This is a genomic window from Thiohalobacter thiocyanaticus, assembly GCF_003932505.1.
Taxonomy (GTDB): domain Bacteria; phylum Pseudomonadota; class Gammaproteobacteria; order Thiohalobacterales; family Thiohalobacteraceae; genus Thiohalobacter; species Thiohalobacter thiocyanaticus.
The window spans coordinates 2,689,749-2,703,927 of record NZ_QZMU01000001.1 but is presented as its reverse complement, the minus strand read 5'-3'; the positions used below and the strand labels follow the sequence as shown (position 1 = coordinate 2,703,927).

Sequence of the window (14,179 nt, the reverse complement as noted above, 5' to 3'; positions counted from 1 at the left end):
CTACACTACTTGATTTTCCTCGGCCCTGGCACCTGGCACCTCGTCCCTGAATTTATCGCAACGGCTTGCCGTCCAGCCTGGCGGCAAGCTTTTCGGCCGGCACATACCCGGGAATGATATTGCCGTCCTCCATGACGATGGCGGGGGTACCGCGCAGGCCGAACTCGCGCACCAGCTGCATGTGCTCGTCGATCGGGTTGTCACAACGCTGGGTCGGCACCGGCTTGTCGTTCTTGGCGTCGGTCAGTGCCTGCTGTTGATCCTCGGCGCACCAGACCGAAACGGCCTTGTAATAGGACGGAGTATCAGGGCCACTGCGGGGAAAGAACAGGTAGCGCACGCTGATACCGCGCTGGTTGAGTTCATCGATCTCCTGGTGCAGCTTGCGGCAGTAGCCGCAGTCGATGTCGGTGAACACGGTGACGGTGTGCTTCGGCTCGTCGGCGGCGAAGATCACCATCCGGTCCTCGCCGATGCGCTCCAGCTCGGCCTTGATCAGCTCACCTCGGCGCTGCTCGGTGACGTTCTCGCCGGTCTCGGTATCGAGAAAGGCGCCCTGGAGCAGAAAGCGGCCATCGGCACTGACATAGAAGATCTGGGCGCCGTAGGCAACCTCGTACAGACCCGCGACCGGTCCCTTTCTGACCGCGCCCGGGCTGCGCTCGGGCAGGAAACGCTCCAGCGCCTGGCCGGCCTTCTCCGGCAGTTCCACCGCCAGTGCGGGAACGGTGATGAGGCTCGCCAGCAGGGCCGCAAATCCGGCCAGAATGCGCTTCAAATCAGACATAAATTCAGAATCTCTGCAAAATTAGTGGGAAACCGCCTTGAGGCGTGACATGGCAATATAGACGCCGGACAAGTCAGAAAGTTTACACGCTTCGGCCCGGCGCCGCGATCAGCCGCGCGGATGATGCCGGCCATGCAGTTCCTGCAGCCGGGCGCGGGCCACGTGGGTATAGATCTGGGTGGTGGACAGGTCGCTGTGACCCAGCAGCAGCTGCACCACGCGCAGGTCGGCGCCGTGATTGAGCAGGTGGGTGGCGAAGGCGTGACGCAGGGTGTGAGGCGAGATGGGACTGCGAATCCCTGCCGCGAGGGCGTAACGCTTGATCCGGTACCAGCAGGCCTGACGGGTCAGGGGCGCACCGCCGCGGCCGGGAAACAGGTGATCGCTGACCCGGCCGCGCAGCAGCGCCGGCCGGGCCTCGTCCAGGTAGCGTTCGACCCAGGCCGCGGCCTCCTCGCCCAGCGGCACCAGTCGCTCCTTGCCACCCTTGCCCGTCACCCGCACCACGCCCTGACGCAGGTTGAGCCGCGGCAGCTCAAGGGCGACCAGCTCGCTCACCCGCAGGCCGCAGGCGTACACCAGTTCCAGCAGGGTGCGGTCGCGCAGACCCAGGGCGGTCCCGGTGTCGGGGGCGGCCAGCAGGGCCTCGACCTCATCCTCGCTGAGCGCCTTCGGCAGGGGCCGGCCCAGCCGGGGCGAATCGATACGGGCGGTGGGATCATCCTGGCGCCGGCCCTCGCGCACCTGGAAGCGGTAAAAACGGCGCAGGCTGGACAGGCCGCGCGCGGCACTGCTGGCCTTGCCGCTACTGCGGTAGGCCAGATATTCCATCAGATCCGCGCGTCCGGCCTGCAGCAGATCACTGCCACGCCCGGCCAGCCAGCGGCCGAACCGGTTCAGGTCACTGCGATAGGCGGAAAGGGTATGCTCGCTCAGGCCGGCCTCCATCCACAGGCGGTCGAGAAAGCCCTCGATCTCCTGGCGGTCGGCTTCCGGCAGCGGCGGGAAGGTATCCGGTGAAATCACCCGGTTACTATGGCATCGTGGCCGTAAGCCTGTCCATTGTCCAAAGCCATGAGCGAACCCGAGACCGACATCGCCGACCGCTTCCTGGCCCTGCTCCGGCAGCTGGTCGAGGAGACCCAGCCCGGCCGCCGGCCGCCGCGGGTCGACTGGGACAGTTCGCTGGACAACCTGGGGCTGGACAGCCTGGGCCGGCTGGAACTGCTGCTGCGCATCGAGCGCGAGCTGGGCCAGCCCATCGACCAGGACCGGGCGCTGGCCCGGGAAACACCCCGCGAGTGGCTGGAACTGCTGGGCAGGTCCCCGCCGCCGACGCCGGCAGCCGTGCCCGCGGCCGAGGCCAACCGCGGGGTGCGTATCGAATCGCTGCCAGTCGCTGCCGACAGCCTGGGCGCGGTGCTGGCCTTTCATGCCGAGCGCCACGGCGAGCGCACCCATCTGAGCTTCCACGCCGGCGAGGACCAGATCACGCATCTGAGCTATGCCGAATTGTTCAGCCGTGCCCGCCAGGTCGCCGGCCATCTGCGCCGTATCCCGGTCGAGCCGGGCGACCGGGTCGCCCTGATGCTGCCTTCAGGCATCGATTTCTTCGAATGCTTCTACGGCATTCTGCTGGCCGGGGCCGTGCCCGTGCCCCTGTATCCGCCGGCCAGCCGCGCCCGCATCCTGGAATTCATGCAGCGCCAGGTCAGCATCCTGGGCAACGCCGGGGCCCGGCTGCTGATCACCGATGACCAGGTCGCACCCTTCGCCGAGCGGCTGCAGCAGCAGGTGGAAAGCCTGCATGCCGTGCACACGCCCGGGCACTACCGCGCGGCCGCGCCGGAGCACTTCCTGCCCGGCGGCGGCGCGGATCTGGCCCTGCTGCAATACACCTCCGGCAGCACCGGCACCCCCAAGGGGGTGATGCTGAGCCACGCCAACCTGCTGGCCAATATACGCGCCATGGGCGAGGCCAGCGCGGCCACGGCCGACGACGTCTTCGTCAGCTGGCTGCCGCTGTATCACGACATGGGCCTGATCGGTGCCTGCCTGGGCTCGCTGTATCACGGCATCCCGCTGGTGTTGATGTCGCCCCTGTCCTTCATCGCCAGACCCATCCGCTGGCTGCAGCTCATCCACCATTACCGGGGGACACTCTCGGCGGCGCCCAACTTCGCCTATCAGCTGTGCGCCTCGCGGCTGCAGGATGCCGACCTGCAGGGGCTGGATCTGTCCAGCTGGCGGCTGGCCTTCAACGGCGCCGAGCCGGTGCACGCCGGCACGCTGGAAGCCTTTATAACACGATTTGAACCGCTGGGACTCCGCCGCACCGCCATGACCCCGGTCTATGGCCTGGCCGAGAATGCCGTGGGACTTGCCTTCCCGCCGCTGGAGCGGGGCCCGCGCATCGATCACATCGACCGCGAGCGCCTGGCAGTAGACAACCGTGCCGAACCGGTCGCGACCGACCATCCGCAGGCCCTGCCCGTGGTCAGCGGCGGGCGCGCCCTGCCCGATCATGCCATCCGGGTAGTGGACGAACAGGACGCACCGGTGGCCGAACGCATCCAGGGCCGGATCCAGTTCCAGGGTCCCTCGGCCAGCGCCGGCTACTACCGCAACCCCGAGGCCACGGCCGGACTGTGTCACGGCGACTGGCGCGACACCGGCGACTACGGCTATCTCGCCGATGCCGAGATCTTCATCACCGGCCGCGCCAAGGACCTGATCATCCGCGCCGGGCGCAACCTCTACCCCTATGAGCTGGAACAGGCCGTGGGCGACCTGGAGGGCGTCCGCAAGGGCTCGGTCGCGGTGTTCGGGGCCCGCGGCCCGGACCAGGACACCGAACGCCTGGTGGTGCTGGCCGAGACCCGGGAGCGTGACCCGACCGCGCGCGAGGAGATGCGCGAGCAGATCCGCCAGCTCGGCATCGACCTGCTGGAGACCCCGGTGGATGCTGTGGTGTTGGCCCCGCCGCGCAGCGTGCTCAAGACCTCCAGCGGCAAGATCCGCCGCCGCGACTGCCGGCGCCTGTATGAACAGGGCAAACTGGGCGAAGGCGGCGAGACGGGCCAGGTCGAACGGCAGTTGAAATTCAGGTTATACGGCCAGGCCGGCCTCACCGCACTGCGGCGTGCGCTGCACCGCGGCGGCGAATACCTCTATGCCGGCTGGGCCTGGGCGGTGTTCGGGCTGTGCGCACTCACCGTCGGACTGCTGGTGCTGCTCATCCCCGGCCGGCGCGCGGTCCAGCGCATCGCCCATCGGGGTGCCCGCGTCGGCCTGTGGCTGGCGGGCATCGAGCTGACGGTGAGCCATCCCGAACGCTTTGTTCACGACCGAACCCTGGTGGTGGCCGCCAACCACGCCAGCTACCTGGATGCCATCGTCCTGGCCGCGGCCTTTGATCACCCGCTGCATTTCGTCGCCAAACAGGAACTGGGCCGCTTCTTCCTGCTGCGGCGGGTACTGCGCAAACTGGGCAACGAGTTCGTCCGGCGGGAGGATGTGAGGGAGGGCATTGCCACCAGCGAGCGGCTGGTGCAACGGGTGCAGCAGGGCGACGGTATCGTCTTCTTTCCCGAAGGGACCTTCACCGCCGCGCCCGGACTGCTGGCTTTCAAACCGGGGGCCTTCCGGATCGCGGTGGATACCGCCAGTCCGGTGCTCCCGGTGGCGATCCGCGGCACCCGCCGGATCCTGCGCGGTGACCGCTGGTTCCCGCACCGCGGCCGGGTCGAGGTCCGCACCGGCGCGGCGCTCAACCCCGAGGGCGAGGGCTGGGGCGCGGTGATCGCGCTGCGCGACCGGGCCCGGGCGGTGATCCTGGCGGAATGTGGGGAGCCGGACCTGGTTGAATGACGCCCGGGAGCGTGATCCGGGCAGTGCCGCAGGTTGGGTCAGGTACGTAGTAGCGTAACCCAACATACGTGGGCTGTCGGGTTACGCTGCGCTAACCCGACCTACTCACTCCTCACTCAACAATATGATGCTTGCCGATGGTGCGCACACTGCTCGCCTGCGGCCCCTCGTCGCCCATCTCCTCGTCGAAGCGCACCTCGTCGCCGGGCTGCAGGCGGTCGAACTCACCATTGACCAGACTGTTGCGGTGAAAGTAGATGTCCCGCCCGTCACTGGTCTGGATGCGTCCATGATCCCGGTCCAGGATATGGACGCGACCATGCGGCGGCGCCTCGTGATGTTTGACCTGGCGCTGCTGCTTGTGGTTCAGCGCCTCGAGCTGACGTCGGGCGGCGTTGAAGGCGTCGCGGATGGCGGCATAGACATCCTCGTGGGCATGATTCTGACCGGGATCGCGGCTGGCCACCAGTTCGTGGCCGGGCAGGGTCAGATCGACCCGTACATGATAGGTGTTACCCTTGTGGTGGTGGCGGTGCAGCGCCTCGACGATCACCCGGCAACTGGTGATATTGGAATGAAACTGCTCCAGCTTGTCGGCCTTTTCCCGAACCGCCGTTTCCACGGCGTCCGAATGGTCCATATTGCGAAAACTGAGTTCCAGCGGAATCTGCATGGGCGCCTCCCCTGCATTGATGAATGTCCTTCACCCTGAATCTAGTACAGATCCACCCGCCTGGACACTGACCGGGATCAAGCCCGGTCACTCCTTACTCCTCACGCATCACTCCTCACTCCAACTCAATCACCCCGCTGACGGCAACCCTGACCTCGCCCTCCCCCGCCTCCAGAGCCGGCGGGGCGGCCGATTCAGCCATGGCCTGCATCCGCATCACCGGCAGCGGCTGGCCGCCGCCGGCGGTGTCGACACTGGCCTCGACCAGGTGGAAAGCCTGGGCGGAGAAGCGCTTGCGGATCTGCTCGGCCCGGGCCTGGAAACGCTCGATGGCACGGTCGATCAGTCGGGCCTCGACCGCCTCGCGGGTGGCATCGGCGATGAAAAAGCCGGTGTGTTTGATCTGCAGCCGCTGCTGCAGCGTACCAATCAGCTGCCCCAGGGCGGCGAAGTCGCCGCTCTCCAGACGCAGCTCCTGCAGTCCCCGCCAGCGTTCCGGCCGATCCTGGCGATAGACCGGGGTGACGCGGTAATTGCCGGTGCTGACCCTGATCCCTTCCCGGTCCCGGCTCTGCTCCAGCGCCCATTGCATGGTGCGGTTGATGCTGTCGGCCACCTCATCGGCCGAGGCGGCCTCGGTCTCGGCGGCGAGCACCGCCTGCATGCGGTCGTTGGCCACCGTCTCCGTCACCTCCACCTGGAAGCGGATGCGGTTGTAATGACTGTCTTCGTCGGCCTGAAGCGGCAGGGCAAAGGCAAGGAGCAGGAGCGCGAACCAGCGGTAACAGGGTGCCATGAGAAATCTCCGTAGGCCTGGTGGTAACCCGGCCGATTCTACCCCCGGCCGGCCGGGGAAATGAAACCCCGCGCAATGGTAGAATCGCCCTTTCTGAACCATATCCGGTCCGCCACGCCCAGCAGTCATGTCCGACACCGATACTGCCCGCAACGATCTCACCGGCCTGATCCTGGCCGGCGGCCGGGCCAGGCGCATGGGCGGCCGGGACAAGGGTCTGATCGAGGTGGGCGGCCGGGCGCTGATCGACCATGCCATTGCCAGTCTGCGGCGGGTGACACCGCACATTCTGATCAGCGCCAACCGTCACCCGGCCGACTATGCCAGCCGCGGTTATCCGGTGCTGAAAGACGACCTGACGGATCACCCCGGTCCACTGGCGGGGATCCTGACGGCACTGGAACGAATCGAAAACGCACACCTGCTGGTCATGCCCTGCGACGCCCCGCTGGCCACGCCGGCGCTGCTGCAGCGCCTGGTGGCGGCACAGGATGCACAGGGCGGCAGCGCCTGTCTGGCCCGGGACGGCGAACGGCTGCAGCCCACCTTCTGCCTGCTGGCACGCGAGACGGCCCCGTCACTACGACGGTTCCTAGCCGCCGGCGAGCGCAAGACGCAGCTGTGGCTGCAGTCGCTGGACCCGGTGATCGTCGACTGCAGCGATCACCCGGAGTGGTTCGCCAACGTCAACACGCCGGAGGATCTGCAGCGCATCGAGGCGATGATCTGAATGGCCGCGGAAACCAGGAGCGCATCAGCCACGAAATCCACGAAACCCACTAAAGGGGGATATTGCCTGCATTGCCATGGCGCTATGCGCCTGGCAATGCATACACAAGACATTTTTGTGGGTTTCGTGGATCTTGTGGCCATCAAGGGGTTTCAATGTTGAATGAGCTGTTCACCCGGCCGCCGGTGCTGGGCTTCGCCGCCTGGAGCGGCACCGGCAAGACCACCCTGCTGGAGCAGCTGCTGCCCCTGCTGCGCGGGCAGGGCCTGCGCATCGGCCTGATCAAGCACGCCCATCACGACTTCGACATCGACCGCCCGGGCAAGGACAGCTATCGGCTGCGCCACGCCGGCGCCGGTCAGGTACTGATCGCCTCGGGCAGGCGCTGGGCGCTGATGACGGAAACGCCCGACCCGGACGAGGCCGAGCTGGCACAGCTCATCACGCGGCTGGACCGGGAGGCCCTGGACCTGATTCTGGTCGAGGGCTTTCGCCACGAACGCTTCCCCAAGCTGGAGCTGCACCGCGCGGCCACCGGGAAACCCTTGCTTTATCCCGGGGACGACTCGATCATGGCCGTGCTCAGTGACGTCGCGCTGGATACGCCGTTGCCGCAGCTGGACATCAACGACGTCCCGGCCATTGCCGCCTTCATCCTGAATCATGTCCGTTCAACCTGATGGATTTACCATGACAGCCAGTAACCAGGACCCCGACCCCTGTGCCACCCCCGAACAGAAGCTGCTGTCGGTCGAGGAAGCCCGACAGCGCATCCTCGATGCCGTCGCGCCCGTCACGGGAGATGAGGTCCTGCCCCTGCGCAGCGCCCTCGGCCGGGTGCTGGCCGAACCGCTGCACGCCGGCATCGACGTGCCGGGCTTCGCCAACTCGGCCATGGACGGCTATGCCGTGCGCGGCGCCGACCTGGCCCCCGACGGCACCACCGAGTTGCAACTCACCGGCCAGGCGATGGCCGGCGCGCCCTTCGCAGGCCAGGTGGAAGCCGGCCAGGCGGTACGCATCATGACCGGCGCGGTGCTGCCCGAGGGTGCCGACACCGTGGTCATGCAGGAACGGGTCGAGGTCGACGGAGACCGTGTACGGATCGGTGCCGGGCAGAAGGCCGGTGCCAATGTGCGACATCCCGGCGAGGACATCCGCGCCGGGGAGCGGGTACTGGAGGCCGGCACCCGGCTGCTGCCGCCGCAGCTGGGCGTGATTGCCTCATTGGGCCAGGCCGAGGCGCGGGTCCGCCGCCGGCTGCGGGTGGCCTTCTTCTCCACCGGTGATGAACTGGTGGGCCTGGGCCGGCCGCTGGGCCCGGGCCAGATCTATGACAGCAACCGCTACAGCCTGCACGCCATGCTGACCCGGCTCGGCGTGGAGGTGATCGACCTGGGCGTGATCCCGGACACCCGCGAAGCGGTGCGCGCGGCCTTCACGGACGCTGCCGCCCAGGCCGATGCGGTCATCACCTCCGGCGGCGTCTCGGTGGGCGAGGCCGACTACGTCAAGGAGACCCTGGAGGCCATGGGCGAGGTCGACTTCTGGCGCATCGCCATGAAGCCGGGCAAGCCGCTGGCCATCGGTCGCCTGGGCGGGGCGCGTTTCTTCGGCCTGCCCGGCAACCCGGTCTCGGTCATGGCCACCTTCTATCAGTTCACCCAGCCGGCGCTGGAGAAGATGATGGGGACCACGCCATCTCCGCCGCCGCTGCTGCAGGCGCGGACCGCCGCGCCGCTGAAGAAGAGCCCGGGCCGGCTGGAATTCCAGCGCGGCTGGATGGAGTCCGCGGAAGACGGCGGGCTGCAGGTCCGTCCCACCGGCGGCCAGGGCTCGCACCTGATGACGTCCATGAGCCGCGCCAACTGCTTCATCATCCTGCCGGCCGAATCGAACGGCGTCGAGGCCGGTGAAACGGTACAGGTGCAGCCCTTCGCGGGACTGGTCTGATGCTTTTAACGACCACGGAAACACACGGAAATGAGTAGTAAGCCGGCATAAGGGCCGCAAGGCCCGTTGCCGGCGACTGCCTTATCCCGGTCTACTTACTATGTTTTCCCGTCATTCCGGCGAAGGCCGGAATCCAGATACCGCTGCGGTCACTGGATCCCGGCCTTCGCCGGGATGACGATAACGGATAGAGCAACCACAATAATCGGGTTGAAACAGGCCGCATTCCGCGCCATGTTTGCGGTCTGCCATTGACGACGGGAACATTCGAATGACAAGCCCCTCCGACGACGCCGAACGCATCATCACCTCACAGCCGCCCCCGGAACCGGGCTCGGAACTGGCACTGCCGGGCGAGGTCATGCCCAACACCCTGCACCTGCTGCCTCTGACCGAACGGCCCTTCTTCCCGGCCCAGAGCGTGCCGGTGCTGATGAACGACACACCCTGGATGGACTCGGTCAAGGCCATCGGCGACACCGCCCACCACCTGGCCGGGCTGGTCCTGGTCGACACCGGGGACGCCGACCGGGCCGAGCCGGGGGATTTCCGCCTCATCGGCACTGCCGTGCGCATGCACCATCCCATGCGCAGCTCGGGCAAGATCCAGTTCATCGCCGAGGGTCTGCAGCGCTTCCGGATCCAGGAATGGATCTCCCGGGAACCACCCTATCTGGTGCGTGTAAGCTTTCCCGATGATGTACTGGAGGAGGAGGACCAGCTCAAGGCCTACGCCATCGCCATCATCAACACCCTCAAGGATCTGGTGCCGCTCAATCCGCTCTACAGCGAGGAGCTGAAGTTCTTTCTCAACCGTTTCAACCCCAACGAGCCTTCGGCACTGACCGATTTCGCCGCCAGCCTGACCACCGCCTCGCGTGAGGAACTGCAGGAGGTGCTGGAGACCACCCATGTGCTGGAGCGGATGAAGAAGGTGCTGGTGCTGATCAAGAAGGAGCTGGAGGTCGCCAGGCTGCAGGTCGAGATCCGCGAGCAGGTCGAAGAGAAGATGACCGAGCAGCAGCGCAAGTTCTTCCTGCGCGAACAGCTCAAGGCCATCCAGAAGGAACTGGGCATCTCCAAGGACGACAAAACCGCCGACATCGACCGCTTCAAACAGCGACTGGAGAGTCTGGACGTGCCGGAGGCGGTACAGGGCCGCATCGACGACGAGCTGCAGAAGTTCTCGGTGCTGGAATCCGGCTCCCCCGAATACGCCGTCACCCGCAACTACCTGGACTGGATGACCAGCATGCCGTGGGGGAAGTATTCGGAGGACAACTTCGACCTGGACCATGCCCGCCAGATCCTGGCGCGCGACCACGACGGCCTGGAGGACGTCAAGGACCGCATCATCGAATTCCTGGCCATCGGCAGCCTCAAGGGCGAGGTGGCCGGCTCCATCCTGCTGCTGGTCGGGCCGCCGGGCGTGGGCAAGACCTCCATCGGCCGCTCGGTGGCCGACGCCCTGGGCCGGCGCTTCTACCGCTTCAGCCTCGGCGGCATGCGCGACGAGGCGGAGATCAAGGGCCACCGGCGTACCTACATCGGCGCCATGCCGGGCAAGTTCGCCCAGGCACTCAAGGAGGCCGGTGTGGCCAACCCCGTCATCATGCTGGACGAGATCGACAAGATCGGCGCCTCCTTCCAGGGCGATCCGGCCTCGGCCCTGCTGGAGGTACTCGATCCCGAGCAGAACAGCGAGTTCCTGGATCATTATCTCGATGTGCGGCTGGACCTGTCGCGCACCCTGTTCATGTGCACCGCCAACCAGCTCGACACCATCCCCTCGCCCCTGCTCGACCGTATGGAAATCATCCGCCTGTCGGGCTACATCACCGAGGAGAAGGCGCTGATCGCCAGACACCATCTGTGGCCGCGCCAGCTGGACAAGGCCGGCATCCCCCGCACCCGGCTGCAGATCACGGACGCCGCCATTCGCCGCGTAATCGAAGGTTATGCGCGCGAAGCCGGTGTGCGCGGCCTGGAGAAACAGCTGCGCAAGCTGATTCGCAAGACAGCGGTGCAGTTCGTCAGCAAAAGATCAAAAACCGGGAAGGTACGCATCGGTGTCAGCCAGGTGGAGGAAATGCTGGGCAAGCCGGTGTTCACCCGCGAGCGGCCCTTCGCCGGCGTGGGCATCGTGACCGGCCTGGCCTGGACCCCCCTGGGCGGAGCCACGCTCAACATCGAGGCCACCCTGGTGCACAGCAAGAACCGGGGCTTCAAGCTGACCGGCCAGCTCGGGGAGGTGATGCGCGAATCCGCCGACATCGCCTACAGCTATGTAGCCAGTCACCTGAAGGAATTCGGCGCCCGGCTGGACTTCTTCGACGAGGCCTTCGTGCACCTGCACGTGCCCGAGGGCGCCACCCCCAAGGACGGCCCCTCGGCCGGTATCACCATAGCCACCGCCCTGCTCTCGCTCGCCCGCGGCCAGCGTATCAGGCGGCCGGTCGCCATGACCGGCGAACTGACCCTGACCGGGCGGGTGTTGCCGGTGGGGGGAATACGCGAGAAGGTGATCGCCGCACGGCGCAACCGCATCTTCGAACTGATCCTGCCCGAGGCCAACCGGCGCGACTACGAGGAGTTGCCCGAGCACATCACCGAGAAGATGAGCGCGCACTTCGCCGGGCGCTATCAGGATGTGGCGAGTCTGGTGTTTCCAGAGTGAAGATTACTGCAGGTGGCGGGAATGCGGAGGACGCGGATACGCAGAGGCGCGGAGAGGCATTGAAAATAATTCAAGCCTGATGAATACCTGATAAATATTCCGTCATCCCGGCGAATGCCGGACAAAAGCGCTTGCGCGTTGAACGCCCGCAAGGGCGGCCCTTTATGCCCTTCAGGGTAGAAGGGCGAGCGAAGCGAGTAATCCAGGAGCCACTGTGGTCAATGGATTCCCGCCTTCGCGGGAATGACGGCTGAAGTAAATGCCGTTCATTGTATGGCAATCATTCTTTCTTTGCGCCTCAGCGCCTCTGCACCCTTTGCGATGGTGCCGCAGAAGCCTGAAAGGATCATCAGCCCTGCTGCTGGTTCTGCTGCTCCTCGATCTCCTTGCGCACCTGGTCCATATCCAGCTCCTTCGCCTTGCCGATCAGCTCGTCCAGGGCGCTGCCGGGCAGCATGCCGGGCTGGGAGAAGATGATGACGCGCTCGCGGAAGATCATCAGGGTGGGAATGGAGCGGATCTGGAAATAGGCCGCCAGTTCCTGCTGCTCCTCGGTGTTCACCTTGGCGAAGACGATATCCGGGTACTTTTCAGAGGCCTCTTCGTAGATGGGGGCGAAGTTCTTGCATGGACCACACCATTCGGCCCAGAAGTCGATGAGCACGAAGTCATTGTCGGTGATGGTCTGCTCGAAATTCTCTTTGGTCAGTTCGACGGTAGCCAAAACAAGATCTCCAGTCGGCGGGTGTATTCAGAGGGATTATAACGGTCCGGCCGCCCCGATGCCCAGTAAAGCCGGCCGAATCCCGCTCGGATAAGAGGTGATCAGGGAAAAACCCGGGGATTTTCAGTCAGTGGCGTCGCCGTTGTGGCCGCCGGCGGTTTTCTGATTCTGACTCTGGTAGGTCATATCCAGCTCGATGCGGTTACGACCCAGGCTCTTGGCGCGGTAGAGCGCCTTGTCCACCCGCTCGATGAAACCGCTGGAGGTCTCGCCCGGTTTGTACAGCGCCAGGCCGGCGGAGAAGGTCGGCACGGGATGCGCCTCGCCATTGACCTGCCAGCGGGTTTCCTTGCAGCGTTCGGCCACCTTGTGCAGGGCCCGGCTGGCGCCGTCGATGTCGGTGTTGGGCAGCAGCACGGCGAATTCCTCGCCGCCGTAGCGCGCCACCAGGTCGTGGTGGCGGAAGATGGACAGGATGTTCTTGGAATAGACCCGCAGCACCTCGTCGCCGGCGGCGTGACCGTACTCGTCATTGACCTCCTTGAAGTGATCCAGGTCGATCAGCGCCAGGGTGAGCGGAAAACCGTAGCGCTGGACGCGCGCTACTTCGTCCTCCAGCCGGCGCAGAAAGGCACGCCGATTGGACAGGCCGGTCAGCTCGTCGGTCAGGCTCAGCATGCGCACGTGTGACAGCTCGTCGCTGAGCTGGCGGCTGTCGGACTCCAGCACCCGCAGATACTGATGGGTATGATCCAGTTTCTCGGCCAGTTCCCGGTTGCCGGCGACCAGCTTTTCGACCTCGCGCAGCAGGGTCCAGCGCAGGTCCTCCAGCTGCCCGATGCTCTCGGACTGTTTGAGCTCGTTGGAGACCACGTCCAGCAGCACGCCGAATTCCTGGTTCTGGTTGATGGATTCGAGCACATGCTGGGCCAGGCCGGCCTGCAGTTCGTCGATGCCGCGCCGGCGCAGGCTGTCGCGTTGCTCCTCGTTCAGCTCGGCCTCGGAGAACTCAGGACCGCCCGTCTCCGGAGTTTCGCGTCGGAGAACGGCCCTGGGGCTCTCCTGCGGCGACGCCTCCGGTTCCGCCTCGGCCGCCGGCGTCGACTGCGTCTCTTCCCCGGGGCCGGAAGCCTGGGCCGTGGCGTCCGGCGCCGACTGGCTCTCGATACCGAAGGCCTCCAGCAACGGACGCACGGCCTGGCCGAGTACGGCGGGATCGATGTCGGCGGGATGAGGCGCCTGCTCGGGCAGTCGGTCGATGCTCAGCCGCAGCGCCTGCAGCTCGGCATGGGACAGGGGCGGTTGGATCTGGTTCTGCAACAGGCGCAGCTGCACCTGCAGGGGATGGCCGGCGGGCAGCATCCGGATCCAGGCGTCCAGCAGGCCGGCCGCAATGGCAGCATAGGCGGTCTGGACATCGCAGCTTTCAGTCTGCAGGTCGAGCAGCATGGACTCGACCTGGTTGTAGATCAGGGCACCCGCCCCGCTCTGACGCAGGGCCGCGATCAGGCGCAGGATCTTGGTTCCTGCTCCGGTCACTGTGGTGGTTGGTTTTTCCTCTGCACCGGTCATGATCACGGTCCCCGTCCATCACGTCCCTGTGCAATACCATGGGCGAATACCGCCCGAAAAAGAAGCAAGCGAGGAAATCCCGAGATGAGGTTGCGTATGCCGCGGTATAGACTGCGTGAGTTACTGGTTCTTATACCGTTATTATTCGGCCCCCAGCCTGGGCTGGTCCTGCATCACCCGCCTGTAATTTGACGATCCGCAGGGATAGCCCCTTTCCCCGAAGATCGTAGCTGTGGGTAAGTTACCCCGATCCCCGGAAAAGGACAATGACCGCCAGGTACGTCTGAAAAACTTTACACCGGTTCTGTTAAATTTTTGCTATGACAAACACCGACAAATCATCGGCGTCTTTCCGACAACGCTGGAATAATTATATTTAATATTAAAATCTTATAGG

Annotated in this window: 11 protein-coding genes; 5 read left to right on the top strand and 6 right to left on the bottom strand. The window is 65.6% G+C overall.

The genetic code is table 11. From position 1 onward, the window contains the following. Positions 1-52 precede the first annotated feature (52 nt). Together D6C00_RS12725 and xerD are read right to left on the bottom strand one after the other, a co-directional pair. Positions 53-787: a DsbC family protein gene (locus tag D6C00_RS12725; RefSeq protein WP_125182046.1), complete on the bottom strand. Its 735-nt coding sequence runs from the start codon at positions 785-787 to the stop codon at positions 53-55. Between the two features lie 108 nt (positions 788-895). Then, positions 896-1,786, bottom strand: a complete 891-nt coding sequence (gene xerD / locus D6C00_RS12720) for a site-specific tyrosine recombinase XerD (protein ID WP_305000425.1) — start codon at positions 1,784-1,786, stop codon at positions 896-898. Positions 1,787-1,861: 75 nt separating this feature from the next. Between xerD and D6C00_RS12715 the strand changes: the two genes are divergently transcribed. Continuing rightward, positions 1,862-4,657, top strand: a complete 2,796-nt coding sequence (locus D6C00_RS12715; RefSeq protein WP_125182045.1) for an AMP-binding protein — start codon at positions 1,862-1,864, stop codon at positions 4,655-4,657. A 112-nt stretch (positions 4,658-4,769) separates the two neighbouring features. Here the strand turns inward: D6C00_RS12715 and D6C00_RS12710 are convergent, their stop codons facing one another. Together D6C00_RS12710 and D6C00_RS12705 are read right to left on the bottom strand one after the other, a co-directional pair. Further along, the gene (locus tag D6C00_RS12710) at positions 4,770-5,330 is read right to left on the bottom strand and encodes an HPF/RaiA family ribosome-associated protein (protein ID WP_125182044.1); all 561 of its coding nucleotides are present in this window, start codon (positions 5,328-5,330) and stop codon (positions 4,770-4,772) included. A gap of 115 nt (positions 5,331-5,445) precedes the next feature. Then, complete coding sequence (locus tag D6C00_RS12705; RefSeq protein WP_158675414.1) at positions 5,446-6,126, bottom strand: SIMPL domain-containing protein; 681 nt, start codon at positions 6,124-6,126, stop codon at positions 5,446-5,448. 127 nt (positions 6,127-6,253) lie between these two features. Between D6C00_RS12705 and mobA the strand changes: the two genes are divergently transcribed. The 4 genes from mobA to lon all read left to right on the top strand — a co-directional run bounded on the left by mobA (position 6,254) and on the right by lon (position 11,486). Next, positions 6,254-6,856 (top strand): molybdenum cofactor guanylyltransferase MobA, encoded by a 603-nt coding sequence (gene mobA, locus D6C00_RS12700; protein ID WP_125182042.1) that lies wholly within the window; start codon positions 6,254-6,256, stop codon positions 6,854-6,856. A 155-nt stretch (positions 6,857-7,011) separates the two neighbouring features. Continuing rightward, the gene (gene mobB, locus D6C00_RS12695; protein ID WP_125182041.1) at positions 7,012-7,536 is read left to right on the top strand and encodes a molybdopterin-guanine dinucleotide biosynthesis protein MobB; all 525 of its coding nucleotides are present in this window, start codon (positions 7,012-7,014) and stop codon (positions 7,534-7,536) included. A gap of 10 nt (positions 7,537-7,546) precedes the next feature. Further along, positions 7,547-8,809 carry a molybdopterin molybdotransferase MoeA gene (gene moeA / locus D6C00_RS12690; protein ID WP_125182040.1) on the top strand — a complete coding sequence of 421 codons (1,263 nt, stop codon included), beginning with the start codon at positions 7,547-7,549 and terminating at the stop codon, positions 8,807-8,809. 271 nt (positions 8,810-9,080) lie between these two features. Next, the gene (lon, locus tag D6C00_RS12685) at positions 9,081-11,486 is read left to right on the top strand and encodes an endopeptidase La (protein ID WP_125182039.1); all 2,406 of its coding nucleotides are present in this window, start codon (positions 9,081-9,083) and stop codon (positions 11,484-11,486) included. Between the two features lie 349 nt (positions 11,487-11,835). On the opposite strand, the gene trxA is transcribed toward lon, so the two are convergent. After that, a complete protein-coding gene (trxA, locus tag D6C00_RS12680; RefSeq protein WP_125182038.1) occupies positions 11,836-12,210 on the bottom strand; it encodes a thioredoxin in 375 nt (124 codons plus the stop codon). Between the two features lie 123 nt (positions 12,211-12,333). Next, on the bottom strand, positions 12,334-13,782 hold the full coding sequence (locus tag D6C00_RS12675; protein WP_125182037.1) for a diguanylate cyclase: 1,449 nt from the start codon (positions 13,780-13,782) through the stop codon (positions 12,334-12,336). Positions 13,783-14,179 lie beyond the last annotated feature (397 nt).

Bases quoted from the DNA above. Each gene is read 5' to 3' on its own strand.
- lon (WP_125182039.1), top strand. From the start codon at position 9,081: ATGACAAGCCCCTCCGACGACGCCGAACGCATCATCACCTCACAGCCG.
- moeA (WP_125182040.1), top strand. From the start codon at position 7,547: ATGACAGCCAGTAACCAGGACCCCGACCCCTGTGCCACCCCCGAACAG.
- D6C00_RS12675 (WP_125182037.1), bottom strand. From the start codon at position 13,782: ATGACCGGTGCAGAGGAAAAACCAACCACCACAGTGACCGGAGCAGGA.
- mobB (WP_125182041.1), top strand. From the start codon at position 7,012: ATGTTGAATGAGCTGTTCACCCGGCCGCCGGTGCTGGGCTTCGCCGCC.
- D6C00_RS12715 (WP_125182045.1), top strand. From the start codon at position 1,862: ATGAGCGAACCCGAGACCGACATCGCCGACCGCTTCCTGGCCCTGCTC.
- D6C00_RS12710 (WP_125182044.1), bottom strand. From the start codon at position 5,330: ATGCAGATTCCGCTGGAACTCAGTTTTCGCAATATGGACCATTCGGAC.
- D6C00_RS12725 (WP_125182046.1), bottom strand. From the start codon at position 787: ATGTCTGATTTGAAGCGCATTCTGGCCGGATTTGCGGCCCTGCTGGCG.
- mobA (WP_125182042.1), top strand. From the start codon at position 6,254: ATGTCCGACACCGATACTGCCCGCAACGATCTCACCGGCCTGATCCTG.
- D6C00_RS12705 (WP_158675414.1), bottom strand. From the start codon at position 6,126: ATGGCACCCTGTTACCGCTGGTTCGCGCTCCTGCTCCTTGCCTTTGCC.